The 17471-nt window shown below is 34.3% G+C and carries 19 protein-coding genes and 1 pseudogene; all 20 read right to left on the bottom strand.

Going from position 1 to position 17471, the window contains the following annotated elements; genetic code table 11:
• Positions 1-228: 228 nt before the first annotated feature.
• Positions 229-885 carry a hypothetical protein gene (locus tag RDK80_RS03895; protein ID WP_094899934.1) on the bottom strand — a complete coding sequence of 219 codons (657 nt, stop codon included), beginning with the start codon at positions 883-885 and terminating at the stop codon, positions 229-231.
• Positions 886-887: 2 nt separating this feature from the next.
• Complete coding sequence (locus RDK80_RS03890) at positions 888-1313, bottom strand: DUF6608 family protein (RefSeq protein WP_094899933.1); 426 nt, start codon at positions 1311-1313, stop codon at positions 888-890.
• Positions 1297-1761, bottom strand: a complete 465-nt coding sequence (locus RDK80_RS03885; protein WP_158220031.1) for a LytTR family DNA-binding domain-containing protein — start codon at positions 1759-1761, stop codon at positions 1297-1299. Before RDK80_RS03885 ends, RDK80_RS03890 begins: the two co-directional genes overlap by 17 nt.
• Before the next feature lie 528 nt (positions 1762-2289).
• Complete coding sequence (locus RDK80_RS03880) at positions 2290-2907, bottom strand: hypothetical protein (protein WP_308523534.1); 618 nt, start codon at positions 2905-2907, stop codon at positions 2290-2292.
• Between the two features lie 32 nt (positions 2908-2939).
• A complete protein-coding gene (locus tag RDK80_RS03875) occupies positions 2940-3923 on the bottom strand; it encodes a MerR family transcriptional regulator (protein ID WP_308523533.1) in 984 nt (327 codons plus the stop codon).
• Positions 3924-4265: 342 nt separating this feature from the next.
• Positions 4266-5432 (bottom strand): hypothetical protein, encoded by a 1167-nt coding sequence (locus RDK80_RS03870; RefSeq protein WP_308523532.1) that lies wholly within the window; start codon positions 5430-5432, stop codon positions 4266-4268.
• 395 nt (positions 5433-5827) lie between these two features.
• Entirely contained in the window at positions 5828-6283 is a 456-nt protein-coding gene (locus RDK80_RS03865; RefSeq protein ID WP_235601236.1) for a hypothetical protein, read from the bottom strand.
• A 42-nt stretch (positions 6284-6325) separates the two neighbouring features.
• Entirely contained in the window at positions 6326-7411 is a 1086-nt protein-coding gene (locus RDK80_RS03860) for an ethanolamine utilization protein EutH (RefSeq protein ID WP_308523531.1), read from the bottom strand.
• 102 nt (positions 7412-7513) lie between these two features.
• Positions 7514-7786, bottom strand: a complete 273-nt coding sequence (locus tag RDK80_RS03855) for a EutN/CcmL family microcompartment protein (RefSeq protein WP_094899928.1) — start codon at positions 7784-7786, stop codon at positions 7514-7516.
• Positions 7787-7799: 13 nt separating this feature from the next.
• Positions 7800-8417, bottom strand: a complete 618-nt coding sequence (locus RDK80_RS03850; RefSeq protein ID WP_308523530.1) for a hypothetical protein — start codon at positions 8415-8417, stop codon at positions 7800-7802.
• Between the two features lie 5 nt (positions 8418-8422).
• A complete protein-coding gene (eutD, locus tag RDK80_RS03845; protein ID WP_308523529.1) occupies positions 8423-9058 on the bottom strand; it encodes an ethanolamine utilization phosphate acetyltransferase EutD in 636 nt (211 codons plus the stop codon).
• 10 nt (positions 9059-9068) lie between these two features.
• Complete coding sequence (locus RDK80_RS03840; RefSeq protein ID WP_308523528.1) at positions 9069-9800, bottom strand: hypothetical protein; 732 nt, start codon at positions 9798-9800, stop codon at positions 9069-9071.
• A gap of 113 nt (positions 9801-9913) precedes the next feature.
• Positions 9914-10204, bottom strand: coding sequence for a BMC domain-containing protein (locus RDK80_RS03835; RefSeq protein ID WP_094899924.1), 291 nt, complete (start codon positions 10202-10204; stop codon positions 9914-9916).
• Between the two features lie 65 nt (positions 10205-10269).
• On the bottom strand, positions 10270-11748 hold the full coding sequence (locus RDK80_RS03830; protein WP_308523527.1) for an acetaldehyde dehydrogenase (acetylating): 1479 nt from the start codon (positions 11746-11748) through the stop codon (positions 10270-10272).
• A 335-nt stretch (positions 11749-12083) separates the two neighbouring features.
• Positions 12084-12353, bottom strand: a pseudogene (locus tag RDK80_RS20085) (BMC domain-containing protein); the annotation flags it as partial.
• Between the two features lie 13 nt (positions 12354-12366).
• Positions 12367-13020 (bottom strand): ethanolamine utilization microcompartment protein EutL, encoded by a 654-nt coding sequence (gene eutL / locus RDK80_RS03820; protein WP_308523525.1) that lies wholly within the window; start codon positions 13018-13020, stop codon positions 12367-12369.
• Positions 13021-13052: 32 nt separating this feature from the next.
• Positions 13053-13958, bottom strand: a complete 906-nt coding sequence (eutC, locus tag RDK80_RS03815) for an ethanolamine ammonia-lyase subunit EutC (RefSeq protein WP_308523524.1) — start codon at positions 13956-13958, stop codon at positions 13053-13055.
• A gap of 25 nt (positions 13959-13983) precedes the next feature.
• Entirely contained in the window at positions 13984-15351 is a 1368-nt protein-coding gene (locus RDK80_RS03810; protein WP_308523523.1) for an ethanolamine ammonia-lyase subunit EutB, read from the bottom strand.
• 20 nt (positions 15352-15371) lie between these two features.
• Entirely contained in the window at positions 15372-16802 is a 1431-nt protein-coding gene (eutA, locus tag RDK80_RS03805; RefSeq protein ID WP_308523522.1) for an ethanolamine ammonia-lyase reactivating factor EutA, read from the bottom strand.
• Positions 16803-17123: 321 nt separating this feature from the next.
• Complete coding sequence (locus RDK80_RS03800; RefSeq protein ID WP_094899917.1) at positions 17124-17468, bottom strand: BMC domain-containing protein; 345 nt, start codon at positions 17466-17468, stop codon at positions 17124-17126.
• Positions 17469-17471 lie beyond the last annotated feature (3 nt).

Raw genomic sequence — 17471 nt, 5'->3', positions numbered from 1 at the left:
AATTTCCAAGGCAAAATAAATTAAATTTTTTCTTGACATTTAATAGCTGGTCTTATTTTATTCATATTTCCTACAATTGACTCTATATAGTATCAAAAGTGAAAAACACGTCCAAAATCGGACGTGAGTATAATTCATTTTCTTTTTTCTTTCGGGATATTTTTACTTTTCTTATTGAATTTATATCTATACCTATATACTAACATAATATGCAGCTATATTAGATAACTATAGTGCAAACATAATAAACAATACTATATATGTTTTCTTTATATCTCTATTTACTAACAAATAAGTTACTCCTAGCAAAAATCCCAAGACAATTCCTTCTAATCCAATCCATATACTACCTTTTGTAAATGCATGGGCAAATCCCCATGTAATTCCACAAATTATTCCTCCATATGGGATGTTTTTTCTTTTATACCATACCTCAAATGCCTTCTGCGTAAAAATTATGATAAGCATAAATAACACTGTTTCAAATGCATAGTATATATACTGAAAAACAAATAATAATAACCCTTTACTCTGAAACTCTCTAATAACCTTAAATCCTTTCCAATCTATGTAACTTGCTATTAATGCTATAACAACACAAAATATAACAGATGCCCATTGCCATTTTGTCATCTTATCTGATGTTTCAAAAAGATTAAACTGATACTTCTTCTTAGATGCAAGAATGAGCAAATAGCTTACTATCCCCCAAGAAATACAGGTTATAATCCAGTGAATGATTGTCTGACTTGTATTCCAGTCCTGCATTGTGACTCCATATATCATCGGTTCTAACACATAAGCATATAACGCCTCTAGCCCTAATCCAGCAAATGCAAGCATTCCTAAAGAGAAATAATCCCACCCAGTAACTTTATTATCCATATCTAATCCCCTTTCTTCTTTATATTTTTTAACATTTGATTAGCATTTTTCACTTCCCAAAACACATTTAAATAATAAATAGCAGCACCTATAATATAGGGAATTGTAAATGATAAAAACATATCTCTATATGCATTAGGATGTAAATCCGTATATAATCCTGAAATCCAAATAATTAATAATATAATCCCAATTAACACTAAATATTGTCCAATAATTACTAGTGGCAATGGAATCTGCTGTAGTCTATAATGTTGTGAAAGAACTAATGTTGCAATAAATGACACAAAAATCATCATAAGCAAATTTGATTGATAATTCCCAAATTCATTTTGTATAATAGCTTCTAGTATGATTTTACTCATAGATAGAATAGTGTAAACAACACATACTGTTGGAATAAATGTTTTTTTATCTATAATCTTCATTTTCTGCCTCCTGTATGTTTCTCAAATATTCCATAAAATTCTTTTTAAAAGTTCTATTCAAGATAAGCACTTCCCCATTTTCCATAATCAGACGCATTCTCATATTTGAATCTGTTTTAACTCTGTCTATTCTGTATATATTTACTATCATAGATTTTCCAATTTGAATAAAGCCATTGCTTTGAAATCGTTCCTGAAAATTTTTCAAAGTAAAGTCTATCTGGTAAACTTCACTTTCTAAATACGCATAACAACGTCTCTCTACAGTTTCCAAGTAAAATATATCATTGGGAAGTATCTTTTTCGTTAATTCCCCATTCTTTCCTAAAATTATTTCGTATGATTGTAAATAGTTCATAATTCCGATGATTTCATGGTCTTTCTCACTATAGAATACATCCACGCGATTTTCTTCTATCATTTTATCTTCATAATAGTTGACCTTCAATTTTTTTCCTCCTTCCATATAAATTATATCAATTATCTTCTTAATTACAACATTCTGCTGCTTATCTTACAATTTGAAATGTCTAAGTTGCATAAATAGATGAAATACATTTGTTTTAACTAAAAATTTGTAATAGAATCAATTTATTCTTATGATTCAAGTTATTAATTCATTATATTTTCTAGCTTATCCATAAGAAGAAAGCCAGTCAGAATTATCCAACTAGCTCATAAACCATTCTAAATTTATTCAATTATATACCCAACCACTCTCTCCCTTCGAGCAAACTTACAACTACCTTCTAATCCTCAAACACTATCATTTCCTCAATTATCCATAAAATATAAATCAATATCAAATTCTTCTATTCCTGCTCCGCCTTCTATAATCCTAATAAAGTCACTAAGCTAAATCAAAACCTTATTTTCATTTTAGCACGAGCTTATTGTGGGGAGCAAATCTTTATTTATAGGATACAAAAAAGATGCTGAACTCGGTCCCCCCTTAGAGGTAGAATATACTTTTTAATTAAAGCATCTGTATTACTTCAAAAATAAACTCGCAGGGTTTTGAACCATTTGTGCTAATCGGGGAAGATTTAATTTCTTTCAATTTCAACTTAAGCTGCAAGGCGTTTTGATAATGATATAAAAAGTGTCCGGCGCAGCATCCGCAATATGTAGAAGTAACTGAAACAGGCTTTTTCAACTTTTTAATTGACGGGCAAGCACAATTGTATACACCATCTTGAAACCAAAAAATACCCGTTGTAATAGTACCATCTTCATTAAGTTTTGGGGTTCCCATATATTGAATTGAGGAAAGTAGTTCGATCTTTTCATTAAGTGATCTGCCAATATTTTGCTTGCCGAATTTTTTACATTCCTTGTCTCTTTGTCCACTTTTACAGCATCCTTGTTTTTCCATTACTGATAAGCATTGCTCATGTGAGAGCATGGAATCCATTTGATTAATTATCGCAATGACAGGTAGTGGATCATTACCGCCTGGATCTGTAAAATTGATTTTAGATATTATCTCCTCCGAGATCCTTTCTTCAATCATGGCTTGCCTTATTTTCTTTATATCCGGCATTATAGATTTTCTCCTTTTCCTTAATATTTTGTTTATAAAACATTTTAGCATTTTACATTTTATTCAGTCACTCACTACCTGACCTATTCTAATGAAGCATTAAGACTGTCATTCTTTACTGGACGCAGTTTAATAGGTACAAATATGTCAAGCTGCTTATATCCAAGTCCACGGTTCATTTTCTCACCTACAATCATATGGCACATTGCCCTGTGTCCTTCACGCTCGTCAAGTTCAAATCCACTACTGTCAATCCAAGCTTTAATTCCGGTATATACCCTGCCATTGATATCATCATCACCATCGATGGATACCGCATTTGCGTACAGACCACCTTCAAACTCAATTATTTCGTAACCGTCTGTATCTTTTTCTGTTACCCAGTCTTCAACAGCAAATAACCACATTCCTCTGCCATCCGGTTCAAAAAACATAAAATCAAGTGGTGAAAATGATATACCTTTTCGTTTTTTGTCATATTCGGAGAACCATTTGCCAAAGCTTCCTATAACTTCACTTAAATCATTAAAATAACCTGATGAAGCCATTCTACACTTTGGTATTTCTACAATTCTGACTTCCGGTGCTTTTTTAAGCTTTTCGGTAATATTCAAAAGCCTGTTAACGCGTGCAGGATTTCCTTCATACCCGACATTAATTATCTGCTGCTCAACTTCCTTTGCTTTCTCATATAAAAGTTTTACATCAGAATCCTTCTGAAAATCAATTCTATGAATTTGCATAATAAATTCTAAAACTATTTTTTTAAGCTCATGCAGAAGAGCAACTTCATCATCAATATCAGAAATTTTTTTGCCTAGAACTTCTAAAACTATCTCGGAACTGGATGATCGAAAAATTCTCTGAATATCTTTAATGCTAATGTTCAATTTACGAAGTATAAGAACCTGCTCCAATCGTTTTATTGAGGATTCATCGTACATTCTATACGCATAGTCATCACTTCTTTGACTGTTTATCAATCCCATATCTTCATAATATCGAAGAGTACGGGCAGTCACATCATACCTGCTTGATACTTCTTTGATTTTTAATAAATCAGGCATAGTTTGTTTTCCCCTTTTCATTTTTATTAATTATATAATAACTGTTTCCCCAACGGAAGAGTCAAGGGGAAAAAGAAGAAAAAGTGAATATCACTAAACTCTAATGTATAATAACTGCTAAATCATTTCATAAGAAAAATGTGGTAAAATTATAAACAGATTATATATGAGTAACCACTGTCCTTACAAATTAAATAATATAGACAGCGGTTGCTCTTTATTTATTCATTACCTGAGTTATGACCGTAAGGTCCGGGATTTGGTTGGAAAGAATCCGTGAATGCCGTAACAGTGATCATATACAATCTTTTCATGTAAAACTTACTTCAAAATCTACTTTTATTATCCCCGTGTTATTCCATTCCCTTCCTCACCTTTCGGCATTTCACCCTTTCCGCTATTAATAACTATAATCTTAAGCTTACTATCTGATGAATCATTAGCGAACCATATATCTCCATTCCCTATTATAAATCCAACCGAATTCCCCCATATATCCTTTGTGTATGCATCTTTAATTTGCAACTTAAATTTATCATTAAATATCAGATTGTATTTTTCAAGAAATGTGTCTTTATCCTTGATATATATTTTTTGTTCATCTAGATTAACATTAAGTGGATATTGAATAATTTCTGCCAAATCCTGACTTTCATCATTTTGGATTAATTCAACAACTTTTTTTGCAAAATCTTCTATTTCTTCCTTGCTATGTCCACTATAAACTTCCATTGGTTTCATTTCTTCATCCTGCAATGTTAGATGCACAGAGAGTTCTGTTTCAACATTCTTTTGAGAAAATTCATGCCAAACTACATCTTTTTTTTCATCTTCTTCTTTCATGAAAGAATTATAGGATTCTTCTGTAGCGGATTTATTATTAATGAAGTATCCTATAGTTATGTTATCATTGTTTTGGATTGATTTCACATATCCCAATATATCAGTTTCATAGGCATTTGATTGGAATTTCAATTTTCCATATCCATTATCTGCTGCACCGTTTGAATACTGAAATGTTCCGTCTGTTTTAAGCGCTTCTAAGCCTCTGTATACAATATTGTATCCATAAATTGTATCATTCATATAATGCAAGACTTCGTAAAACTCTGGATTATTATCTACTGCTAATTCAAGAACAGCTTCAGGTACCTCATCACTATCCATATCAAGTACTGTAAAGTGTGTCACTTCAAAGATGGTTCCATTAATCTCTTTGTTAGTTAAAAAATCATTCAAAGATAATTTTTTCTTGCTATCAATGCTGAAAAATTCATCATTATTTAACAATACTGATTTATATGCTTCTAATACCGAATTATTATTAGATGGCATCGTGGCATTTGTATTTTCACTTTCACTATCTGAAGAAAGGCTTGTGTCAGTAATTTTACTATCACTTCCACTACTGCTATTATTTGAGTTTAAATTGTTTTTACTGCTCCGACACGCAGTAATTGAAGTACTTAACAGAAACACAAGAAGTATGTATATAATTCGTGATTTCATTTAATTTCTCCTTTCAAAGTATAGATTGTATTTTAACTTTATCCTATTCTACTAAGACTATGATTAGGGAGTATTAATGCTCAAACAGATAAATCCTACATGCTCGGGTTCAGTGCTGATGGCTGTCCTTCTGGCTGAATTCTCATAATATCACCTTACATCTCCTCTACTTGAAACCGCCACAAAATCGTCTCCTTTGTAGTGCTTGTTTTTACCTTATTTATTCTCTACGTATACTATATTATACTATATGAAATAAACCGCTACAAGTGTAGCGGCTTGAATACAAACATAGAGAGGAGCATTTCTATGGAGAGAACAATAAAAGTAATTGGGGTATTAGGATTCATAACATGTCTTTTAGTCATGTATATACCAATTTGCTTTTCTAGAATTTATGATTGCCAATCAGCTGGATAAGTCACATAGATAAACCTTGCCTTTCCTTCAACTGAAAACTGAATACTTGAATCTCTTGGAATCAAAATCAATTCTCCTGCATTGGCAGTTATTCGCCGTCCATCTATGATAATAGTCAGAGTTCCTTCAATAATATAATCTATTTCATCATATCCTAAAGTCCAGTCGAAGGTAGTATCTTCCATTACCATTAGGCCACAACCCAATCTAGGGCTTTCAGTAAGTGATACTAAATCCTTCGTATATACTTTATGATTAGGGTTGCCTGTGTCCAGTCGATCTTCTTCACTTACAGAAAACAATGGCAAAGAAATTGCCATTACTCCACTGGGGTCAACATTCCTCTTTGAAGCACCATTTAACTTATTACTGTATTCTTCCATTATGATACTACGAACTAGCTTTTCAATTTCTGATCTGTCTATATTCAACATCTTACCTCCATCCGTACTTAAATCTCTATAGTATTAGCTTTATTCAATCCTAAATACACGGTTAGATAGAAATATGGCAACAAGAATGGCAGAAATACCACCGACTAGCTTACCAATAATCATTGGAACAATCAATTCTGGTGCAACACCAGCCGTAAATCCTAAATGGTCACCAAATGCAAAGGATGCTGAAACTGCAAAAGCAATATTAATTACCTTGCCACGTTTATCCATACCCTTTACTGTTTGGAACATGGCGATGTTGTTAGCAAGAGATGCAATTAGACCTGCTGCTGCAATATCATTCATTCCTAACAAGTGACCTAGTTTCATCAATGGCTTCTTAAATAGCTTTGTGATCAAGAACACCAATCCATAAGCACCGGCTAAAGTAATGGCAATACCACCAACTGTTTGAAATCCAACTTCAAGTGTATCTTGATTTTCAAATATTTTGATACCTAATAGTAAGTCTAACCCACCAATTGCCAGCCCAATGGCTGCAACAGCTACTATAATTTTCCCAAATATATTGAATCCTTTAATCATTCCTTCAGGGATTTTAAATAGTCCAATTGAAATTAAAATCGCTACAGCTATTATAGGTATTAAATTCATAAAGACTTTAACTATTGGCATACCCATCAAAATTCCTGCAACTAATGCTCCAATTGGAATAGTCACAATGCCGCATAATACCCCTTGTGCCAGATACTTTGTATCTTCCTTGCTGATAATACCCAATCCCACTGGGATTGTAAATACAATTGTCGCCCCCATCATGGCTCCTAAAATACCACCTGAGAAAAGTCTAATTAATGGATCAGTAGTCATTTGTTGTGCTAAGAAAAACCCCCCCATATCATTTGCTAATAAAGTTCCTGCAAACATTGCTGGATCTGCTCCTAACAATTTATATAGTGGAACCACTATAGGACTTAACCAATCAGATAACTTGGGTGCTATAACGATTATACCAGCCATTGAAAGTGCTAAAGAACCCATTGCTAGTATTCCTTCCTCAAATTGTTGACCTAAACCAGTTTTATTACCCAGTGAACGGTCGATTGCGCCTATGACCATTATAATTGCCATAATCCAAATTATCATTTCACTTATACTCATTCATTTCACTCCATTCTATTTTTAGTAAGGCCAGCAATTGTACAACAATCGCAACACACCACTACAACGAGGCCTTAGCCTCGTTATAAATAGCAGCTTTTATTATTCCTTTGGATAGTCCACAGTGTCTATAATACCGACAATAACCATATCAACAGGAATACTTTTACCATCAAAAGATAGACGACCAGAGCTACCAGTCGTAATCAGCACAGCTTCTCCAATGCCAGCACCTACATGATCAACTGCAACAACTAGAGCAGGATCAGACTCATGTTCGTTTAGTTGTTTTTCAATGAGTAGAAATTTCAAACCATTTAACTTTTCATCCTTGCGAGTAGCCCATAAGCTACCAACAACTTTTCCAATGAACATAGTATGCTCCTTTCTATACTATCTGAACACCTAAATCACGCATATAATCTCTAGCCAATGCTGTAATAATGATGTTCTTATCTGCTTCAAAAATATCTCCTGCCTGTAAGTTCAGTTTCCGTACTTTTTCTACGGTAAGAAGTTCCTTCTTATCACTTTTACGAATTACATCTTTTACTTCCTTATTTATAATTTCATTTATCTTTTCAAAATTCTTTAATGGAAGTATAGAAGCACCGTACCTTACCAATTGGTTTTTATTATTCACAAGAACCTGTAACAATGCTCTTGGAGCCACATGTTGACTTGCCTGAAGCTCCATTCCTTCTTCTAAAAAAATAACATCCTTCTTATTCAATAAACGCTCCCAAATAATTACTTCATCTTCTGTTTGAGGAAGTCCTAGTGCTATCCGATTCATATTTAAAATAGACAGTTCAGTAACGATTACTATATCTGTACTAAATTTATCTTTAACTGACACTATCTCATAGCCTCTTTTTTCATAGTAAGTCCGAATACTTGAATATTCTCTCCCTAAAAATGTAACTGTCCTCCTAGGTTCTTCCTTCTGTAAACGTTGTATAATAATATCTGTGATTTTTTGTACTATTATTTCAATGTTATCCACATATATCACCTCTTAACAATACGTCCTCGTACACCTTTCTTATGACCGCAGGCATTTGCTTCATCGTAATCAATGTGCATAGAAGTCTCAAACTTGGGACTTACTCTCACTATAACGTCATCAAATATGAGTGGTCTTTCACTAAACACCTGAACAGATACTCTCTCTTTATCTTTGACACCTAACCTTTCAGCATCTATATCTTTTACATGAAGATGGCGTTTTGCAACTATGACACCTCTATCTAAGACAAAAGACTTAGAGCCATTCATCATAATAATTCCTGGAGTGTTTTCAATATTTCCACTTAATTGAACCGGCGCATTTACACCTAGTGAACGTGCATCTGTTAACGAAACCTCCACTTGACAGTTTTTCCGTTCCGGCCCAAGAATTATAACATTATGAATAATGCCTTTAGGTCCTTTAATACTCACTCGTTCTTCTGATGCAAATTCGCCTGGCTGTGATAAATATTTCGATGGATGTAATTGATAACCATCTCCAAAGAGAGAATCTATTGCCTCCCGATTTAAATGGATATGGCGTCCACTTGCTTCAATTTCAAAAGTTTGATCCATTACTTCGTATATACGAGAGACAACTGTATCCACGATTGTATCAATATTATTTTTAGTCATATTCTCGCCCCTATTCTACTGAATTTTCTTTTGACTGCACAATCAAAATCCAACAATAATCCTTTAAAATAGTCACTATTGAAATGCAATTTATATAATCCTCAGATGTTAGAATCTCTTTCATTTCTTTAGCAATAAAATATTCTAGTTCTTGTAAATATGCATGTAACTCAAATAAATCTATGACATATTCTTCATCTTTATAAGTTGGAATAAAGGAGCCTTCCGGATATAAACTGGCAACGTATGACTTTTTGTCTTCCAACCACTTTTCAATTTCCTGTACCAGATCTAATTTGTCTGAAGCTAAAATCTCCGTTGCTATTGTCTTGACTACAATTAAGATAGTATTTAAAGCCCCTACTAACTCCATCTTTCCTATATGGTGACTTTTCTTTTGTAAAGTTAGAATATGGCTTATTATAATATCAATTTTAACTTGATAAGTTAAGTGACTCTTCCACATTTTCTGCTTTTTTCTATTATCATACATTAAAGTCTCTTGAATATTTTCTACATTTTTTGGTTCGCTTACTTCTAACTGAGTCATTGGAAAAGTTTCTTCTTTCTCCTTAGTATCAGATGATTCTGGTATTTCCATATATTCAATAGTAATATCCTTTAGATATTCTTTTGCAGAAGGTGTAATTACAGTTCCAGGTTCTAAAACTAAGAGTTTTGTTTCTTTTAATTTCGTCGTACGGAGTAGTTTTTTTATTTTACTTTCCGTTAAAATAGCCATTAGTATTCACTTCCCCTCGATAAAGAAAAGGCTGGGCATAAGCTTTTATTATGCCTCAGCCCCACTTTTTATCTTCCAACTTTAAGCTTTCATCGTGAATGTTCGAAACCTAGTTATGATTGAGTATCGTATTTTGGTAGAATCACATCTACTTCCATATGTGGACGTGGTATTACATGAACAGATATTAATTCACCAACTGCCTCTGCCGCTGCTGCTCCAGCATCTGTTGCAGCTTTAACAGCTCCTACATCTCCACGAACCATAACTGTTACTAATCCGCCACCTACTTGCTCTTTTCCAATTAATGTTACATTTGCTGCTTTAACCATTGCATCTGCTGCCTCTACTGCTGCTACCAATCCTTTTGTTTCAATCATACCTAATGCGTTTGTATTAGCCATTATAATATCCTCCTAGATTTTTTATATTTTTATTTTGTTATCAATGTTATTGCGTTACTCTTTACTTACTTTAACTTTTGTAGAACACGTTCAACAAGTAAATCTACCAATTGATCCTTACTAAGTCCCAAGTCTTCAACAGCTATAGCACTAACTTCTTCAAATATATCTTCTCCACGTATTTCATCTAATGTCCTAACGCCATAAACAACTCGGCGAAGATTAAATAAATTCTGTGGCCCAACATTGTCAGAAGTAGAACTTCCTCCTATAGCTCCACAACCTAGTGTCAAGGCAGGCATAAGGTTTGTAGTTGCTCCTATTCCACCTAATGTAGCCGAACAGTTTATTAGTAGCCGTGAAACTGGTACTTTTAAGGCAAACTCTTCTGTAATTCTTTTGTTTGTTGTGTGAATAACCATGGTGTGTCCTGCACCTTCAAAGTATAAGATCTCCATACTTAAATCGCGAGCTTCTTCCCAAGTATTTACCGTATAAAAAGCTAAAATTGGTGATAATTTTTCCCTTGAATAAGGTGCAAGATTACCAACACGTGTCTCTTCAGCAATAAGAACTTTTGCATCTTCTGGTACAGAAATACCAGCTAATTCAGCAACAACCTGTGCAGTCCTTCCAACTATCTTAGGATTCATTGTACCGTTTGGTCGTAGAATATACTTTTCAAGTTTCAGGGCATCTTCTTTTGATAAAAAATAACCACCTTGTTTCTTGAATTCTGCAATCACTTTTTCTTTACTAACTTCTTCAACGATAATAGACTGTTCAGATGCACAAACTGTACCATTATCAAATGTCTTAGATGCAAGAATAAGCTCAACTGCTTTTGGGATATTCGCACTACGTTCTATAAATGCAGGTCCATTACCCGGCCCAACTCCAATTGCTGGTGTTCCAGAGGAATATGCTGCACGAACCATTGCAGACCCACCAGTAGCAAGAATTAAGTCTGTATTTTCACTTTTCATTAATTCATTTGTTGCCTCTATTGTAACTGTTGTAATTACACTAATAGCACCATCTGGTAAGCCAACACTTTTTCCTGCTTCATTTATAATGCGAACTGTTTCCTTGATACAATTTACTGCACTTGGATGAGGTGAAAACACAATAGCATTTCCTGCCTTAATGCTTATTAGTGCTTTATAGATAACTGTTGATGTCGGATTTGTTGAAGGAATAAGACCTGCAATCACTCCAACAGGAACCGCTACTTCCATATATTTAGCTTCTATATTATTTGTGATTATACCAACTGTCTTCATATCTTTAATTGCATTTAATAAATCTCTTGATGCAAAGGCATTTTTAAGGACTTTATCTTGCCATCTTCCAAATCCTGTTTCTTCTTGCGCCATTTTAGCTAGTTTCACACGATTGTCAAAAGCTGCCTTTGCTATAGCCTTGCAAATGGTGTCGATTTGTTCTTGAGATAACTTAGCAATTTCTTTTTGTGCTTCTTTTGCTTTCTTCAGTAGATCCCTAGTTTCTTGAACTGAAACAAGGTCTTTATCTATCAATCCCATTAATGTTCAACTCCTTTATCTAGCAATGCTTCAATAAGCACTGCTTTATTAGCAGATCTAATTTCTGATTTCTTTATGGTAGAAAGATTTAATTTATATGCAAGTGAACGTAAGTCAGCCACTTTCATTTTTTCTAGTTCTCTTTTATTAAAGAACGAATCTACAATTGTATCTGCTCCATGTTCCAAATTTTCTTGCAGAATTTCTTTTGATTCATTCAAAGGTACGAGTAAAGTATCCTTTTTTTCTTCCACTATTTCGTCTTTCTCTATTTCTTCCATAATGGGTTGATTTGATTCCTTTGAATCCGAAGGATTATCTTCTTTCTTACCAAATGATTTCATCAACATCTGCTCAACTTGGTTATCCAAACGTGGGATAACATGGCTACTGATTAGACAATTCTTATTTGCCACAGCAAATTCACCTGCCTCAACTGCTGCTTTCACTGCCGCAACATCTCCAATAATATGAATTGTTGTCAATCCTCCACGGATTACTTCACTTCCAAATAGAGTTACATTTGCCGCCTTTACAGCTGCATCTGCTGCTAGGATTGCTCCTAACTTTCCACGTACTTCAATTAAACCCAATGCCTTAGCCATAATTAACCACCACCTAATAGCTGGTTGGGCTATCAGCAACGGCTTCCACAGCTTTGGCAAATGCTTCACATGCTGCTCTACAAGCAGATTGTGACCCTGTTAATAATGCTCCTGCAAAGTTTGTTTCAGATGGAGGCCCATAAAATACATTCATTTTTACATCAGCAGCTTTCAAAGCCGAATCAATAGCTACAACTGCTTCAAGCGGTGGTGCTATTAAATAAGCAATGGCTTCTCCTTCTTTAACATTTGCTCCTTTTGAAAGATAAGAACCTGTTCTAGATACGCAATGGGCAAAATAAATTATTGAATTATCATCATTTGCACTATAAAAGCTAGCTTCATTTTCTATTACCTCAATAGCACGATCTAGACCACTTCGTATCTCTGCTGGACTTGGACCTGCTAAAATTCCAATAACTTCTCCTGCTAATTTTGTAGAAGCATTAGCAGCTCCAGCATACATACTTCTTGCATATACAACTTCTACATCTGATGCCTTCGTTGCTTCATCTAATGCTACATATGTTACATCATCAGAATCAGATGTAATAATCCCTAAGCTTTTTTGGTTTGGTGCTAATTTTAATTCCTTTGCCAATCCATCATCAACATTTGGAATGATTTTCACACTTAGAACATTTGCACCTAATCGTTCATTTTTCATTAGGAAACCTCCTCTTTAAATCAAGTAGCTTTTTATTTTTCTTTTAAATCTAAGCCAGACGCTTTATTATCTAACATTCTCTTGATAATTTCAGCAATATATGCTCCTGCTTCTACTGCTGGGGTTCCTTGTCTATGAATATTGGAGACTACTGTCCTTCTAGCCTCTGGCATACCAATGGTTGGTTTATAAGCTATATATGCACTCATAGATTCCGATGTAACAAGACCTGGCCTTTCTCCGATTAAAAGACAGACCACATCAGCTCCTGTTGCTTCACCAATCTGATCCATAGCTGGTACGCGACAATGTTTTATAAAGACAACCTCTCCAAAGTCAAGTCCAAACATCTTAAGGCCTTGTCGTAAGGAAGGCAAAACATCTCTAATATTTGCCTCTATTGCTGCTGAACTTAAGCCATCACCAACGATAACCTGTACTTTCTGATTTGGTTTCACAGCCTCTTTTATTCTATTTATTGCTTCATTTGAAAACTTACGACCTAAATCTGGACGTGTAATATATTCATCTTTATCCTTGCATTCAGTAGCAACCTCTAGAAATCCAAGCTCTTTAATTAAATCTTCGCTAACATAAGAGAATACAGCATCTTGGGCAGCAGCATGGTCAGCACGGAATCGAAGACTAGGTTCTGTCATATATCTTGTACCTGCCCTCCATAATCCCAAGCGAGCTGGTGTATAGGATTTCATTTTTAGATAACCTTCTTTATCTACTGGATCTGGCACTAAAAATTGATTGCGAATATCTACTTCTGTAATATCTGGTATAAATCCCTCTTCAACTTTCTGGGGCTTAGCAGATTGCATTATGTCTACAGTTGTTTTTGTGGTTGAACCATTTATAACTGGTGATACTTCATCTACCATTTCATTTAAAATTGATTTAATCATTTCTTTTAAGTTTAATTCATCCATTAGTTATCCCTCCTCTTAGAAATATTTAATGCTTTAAGAATACAGATGCATCACCAGCTTTAGAAGTTAAACGTCCATTTTCACTGAATCCCATTTTTTCTAACCATTGGTCAAATTCTTTTATTGTTCGTTTATTTAATAATTGTCTAATTGATGCACCTTCATGGTATCCTGTGGTTTGATAATTCAACATAATATCATCACCATTTGGAATAGCCATGATAAAGTTTACACCAGCTGTTGCAAGTAAAACTGTTAAGTTTTCAGCATCATTTTGATCTGCCTTCATATGGTTGGTGTAACAAACATCACAGCCCATGGAAATACCAGTTAACTTACCCATAAAATGATCCTCTAGACCTGCACGGATAACTTGTTTAGAGTCATACAGATATTCTGGCCCAATAAATCCAACAACTGTATTAACAAGGAACGGATCAAAATATTTTGCAAATCCATAACATCTAGCTTCCATAGTCAGTTGATCTACACCATTATGAGCATCGGAAGAAAGTTCTGAACCTTGACCTGTCTCAAAGTACATAACATTTGGACCAACTGCCGTCCCCAACTTTAAAGCCATGTCCTTTGCTTCTGAAAGCATCTTAGCAGAAATCCCAAAAGCTGCATTTCCTTTTTCAGATCCTGCGATGGATTGGAATACTAATCCTGTTGGAGCTCCTTGCTCCATTGCTTCCATCTGAGTAGCTACGTGAGCTAAAACAACATGTTGTGTTGGTATTTCCCACTCATTGATAAAATCATTAAACTTATGAAGAATACGCTTTACACTTTCTGTTGTATCGTCTACTGGATTTAGACCTATTACTGCATCTCCAGCTCCCATAGATAAGCCTTCCATAACTGAAGCCATGATACCATCCACATTATCAGTAGGATGATTTGGTTGTAAACGGGTTGAAAAAGTTCCTGGAATACCAATTGTGGTATTAGCAGTCTTAGTTATTGTGATCTTTTGAGCTCCTACTATTAAGTCTAAGTTGGACATAATTTTGGCAACTGCTGCTACCATTTCAGCAGTTAGACCATTTGATATACGATGAATATCATAGTTTGTCGTATTGCTATTTAAAATCCATTCTCTTAATTCAGCTACTGTCCAATTTTTAATCTTTTCATAAGTTCTAAGATTAACATTATCAATAATAATGCGTGTTACCTCATCCTTTTCATATGGCACTGCAGGGTTGTTAAATAAATCTGAAAGCGTTAATTGTGATAGAACAACTTTAGCTGCAACTCTTTCTTCAGCACTACCTGCCGCAACTCCAGCTAAATTATCCCCAGATTTTTCTTCATTAGCCTTCCCCATAACTTCCATTACGGATGAAAATTGATAGGTTTTGCCAAAAAGCTTTGTCTTTAAAATCATTGTACATCCTCCTTTTATCTTTAATTAAATACTAGTGTCTTTATAACTACTGGTAAAACAGAACCTTCTGCAATGGGCTTTCCAATGTCGATATAATCTCCATTTCGTACATGAACACTATCTATACATATAAATGGATAATCTTTAGGAAGATGTGCATACAGGCTATGGCCTAGTGCCTTTGCCATATCTTCTTTCACTACAATAACAAGTGGCAATTTCTCCTTAATCAACAAATCTAAACCCTTTATTATTTCTTTTGCTAAATCTTGAATAAATTTGAAGGAAGGACTATGTACACCTTCTACACCTAATCCAATAATTTGCACTTCCCCGTCTACCATAAACCATTTTACTTTTTCTTGAATAATATCTCCTAAATTCCCACAATTATACGTACTTTCATCATCTTTGGATAACTGTAAGATGGGGATATTCTTAAGTGGAAGTATGTCTTCTTTATAGGTGATTGTACTTCCAGAAACATCAGTGGTGTGTGATCCTGCTCCTACTACAGTTGCACGAATGGTTTCTACTGCTGGAATCACCTTAAGGGCTGTCATAAGGAGTGAGCCACTTATTTTCTTGCCTAACAAAAGTCCAATATCACCATATTCAAAGGGATCTTGTAAACTTTCTTTTGTAATGCCATCTGCTACGCCACCAGAAAATGAAATACATTTAATTTGCAGCTTTGTGCTCAATGGTTTGTTGGTTATCAGCAAGTCAAAATAAGGGTTCTTTTCACCTAATCCAATGCTGTTTTCTAGTACCTGTACAAATATATCTAAAAGTTTATTTAGTTCCTTAAGATTTATCTTTTCATCTAGGTGAATATCTAAAGCTTCTCTTTTTATGATTTCCCTTACTTTTGGGGAAATATAACGAATGATTTCATTGGTATCCACCTTTATCAAGCGACCTCCAATATCAAAGCAAGCCGTATCCTCAATATCCCCATCGTTAAATACTGCTAGATTTGTTGTCCCGCCTCCAATATCAAGGTTTACAGCCGTTGTGTGTTGGCTTTCAGAATAGGAATAAGTGCCTGCCCCTTTACCAGCGATAATACTCTCTAAATCAGGGCCAGCTGTTGCCACAACAAAATCTCCAGCAAAGCCACTTAAAGCTTTAGCGACTGTCTGGGCATTTTCCTTTCGGACTGTTTCCCCAGTTATAATGACTGCCCCAGTCTGAATATCTGATTTTGTGATACCTGCTCTTTTGTATTGCTGCTCTACAAATGCCTTTATACTATCTGAATCTATTAGATTGTTTTCTAATATAGGAGTAAAGATAATATCACTCTTAAATATCACCTTTTTATCCGTAATAGAAACTCTTGGAATTGTAAAAACTGATGCCATATTTTCAATTGAAAGTTCTGATAAAATTAATTGTGTTGTTGATGTTCCAATATCAATACCAACGCTTAATAAAGTTTCTGACATTTTATCTACTCCCTTTAAATATGTTGAATATTTTAAAATTTTTCAAAAAACAAACGCTTAATAAAAGGTCTATAATTGTCCCCTTATTAAGCGCCTTTGCTTTTATCTATAACCTCATTGTCATAGTTTATATTTTAATTTTAGGTATAATTATAATTTTTGCCCCTTCATTAATGGATTCAATATCAATTTTTCCCGATAATTTATTTTTTTACAAAACTAGTTATAATATGCAATCTCAAGTTAAAGATATTTTCATTATGAACATCATAACAAATACCATTGTCTTCCATTAACATGGTAAGGATAATTTCGTATCCATTAAGTGCTAGATAAAGGTGCAACAGTAAAATCTAAAAGACTTTCCATGGTTTCTAAAATGTTTTCTAAAGCAATTTTAACTGAGGAAACATCCCCTATTATAACCACCGCACCTGAAAATCTGTCGACAAAGCCAATTTCTATTTCAGCAGCTTTTGTCGCTATATCAACAGCGATAATTGATGCTTCACTTGGTGTTATAGTTAAAATCCCGACTGCTTCATTTCCAGATTGTACTATCCCCATCTTTGGATATAGTTCCGAGTCAGCCTTTGCAATAATATGTGCAACGGTGATTTGTTTACCAGGAACATATTCCTGTATAATTCTTTCATTTCCTTCCAAGTA

This window comes from uncultured Tissierella sp., from assembly GCF_902479755.1.
GTDB lineage: Bacteria > Bacillota > Clostridia > Tissierellales > Tissierellaceae > Tissierella > Tissierella carlieri.
This window is presented reverse-complemented; position numbering and strand designations above follow the sequence as displayed.

Bases quoted from the DNA above. Each gene is read 5' to 3' on its own strand.
- RDK80_RS03895 (WP_094899934.1), bottom strand. From the start codon at position 885: ATGGATAATAAAGTTACTGGGTGGGATTATTTCTCTTTAGGAATGCTT.
- RDK80_RS03890 (WP_094899933.1), bottom strand. From the start codon at position 1,313: ATGAAGATTATAGATAAAAAAACATTTATTCCAACAGTATGTGTTGTT.
- RDK80_RS03880 (WP_308523534.1), bottom strand. From the start codon at position 2,907: ATGCTAAAATGTTTTATAAACAAAATATTAAGGAAAAGGAGAAAATCT.
- RDK80_RS03875 (WP_308523533.1), bottom strand. From the start codon at position 3,923: ATGCCTGATTTATTAAAAATCAAAGAAGTATCAAGCAGGTATGATGTG.
- RDK80_RS03870 (WP_308523532.1), bottom strand. From the start codon at position 5,432: ATGAAATCACGAATTATATACATACTTCTTGTGTTTCTGTTAAGTACT.
- RDK80_RS03860 (WP_308523531.1), bottom strand. From the start codon at position 7,411: ATGAGTATAAGTGAAATGATAATTTGGATTATGGCAATTATAATGGTC.
- RDK80_RS03855 (WP_094899928.1), bottom strand. From the start codon at position 7,786: ATGTTCATTGGAAAAGTTGTTGGTAGCTTATGGGCTACTCGCAAGGAT.
- eutD (WP_308523529.1), bottom strand. From the start codon at position 9,058: ATGACTAAAAATAATATTGATACAATCGTGGATACAGTTGTCTCTCGT.
- RDK80_RS03840 (WP_308523528.1), bottom strand. From the start codon at position 9,800: ATGGCTATTTTAACGGAAAGTAAAATAAAAAAACTACTCCGTACGACG.
- RDK80_RS03835 (WP_094899924.1), bottom strand. From the start codon at position 10,204: ATGGCTAATACAAACGCATTAGGTATGATTGAAACAAAAGGATTGGTA.
- RDK80_RS03830 (WP_308523527.1), bottom strand. From the start codon at position 11,748: ATGGGATTGATAGATAAAGACCTTGTTTCAGTTCAAGAAACTAGGGAT.
- eutL (WP_308523525.1), bottom strand. From the start codon at position 13,020: ATGAAAAATGAACGATTAGGTGCAAATGTTCTAAGTGTGAAAATCATT.
- eutC (WP_308523524.1), bottom strand. From the start codon at position 13,958: ATGGATGAATTAAACTTAAAAGAAATGATTAAATCAATTTTAAATGAA.
- RDK80_RS03810 (WP_308523523.1), bottom strand. From the start codon at position 15,351: ATGATTTTAAAGACAAAGCTTTTTGGCAAAACCTATCAATTTTCATCC.
- eutA (WP_308523522.1), bottom strand. From the start codon at position 16,802: ATGTCAGAAACTTTATTAAGCGTTGGTATTGATATTGGAACATCAACA.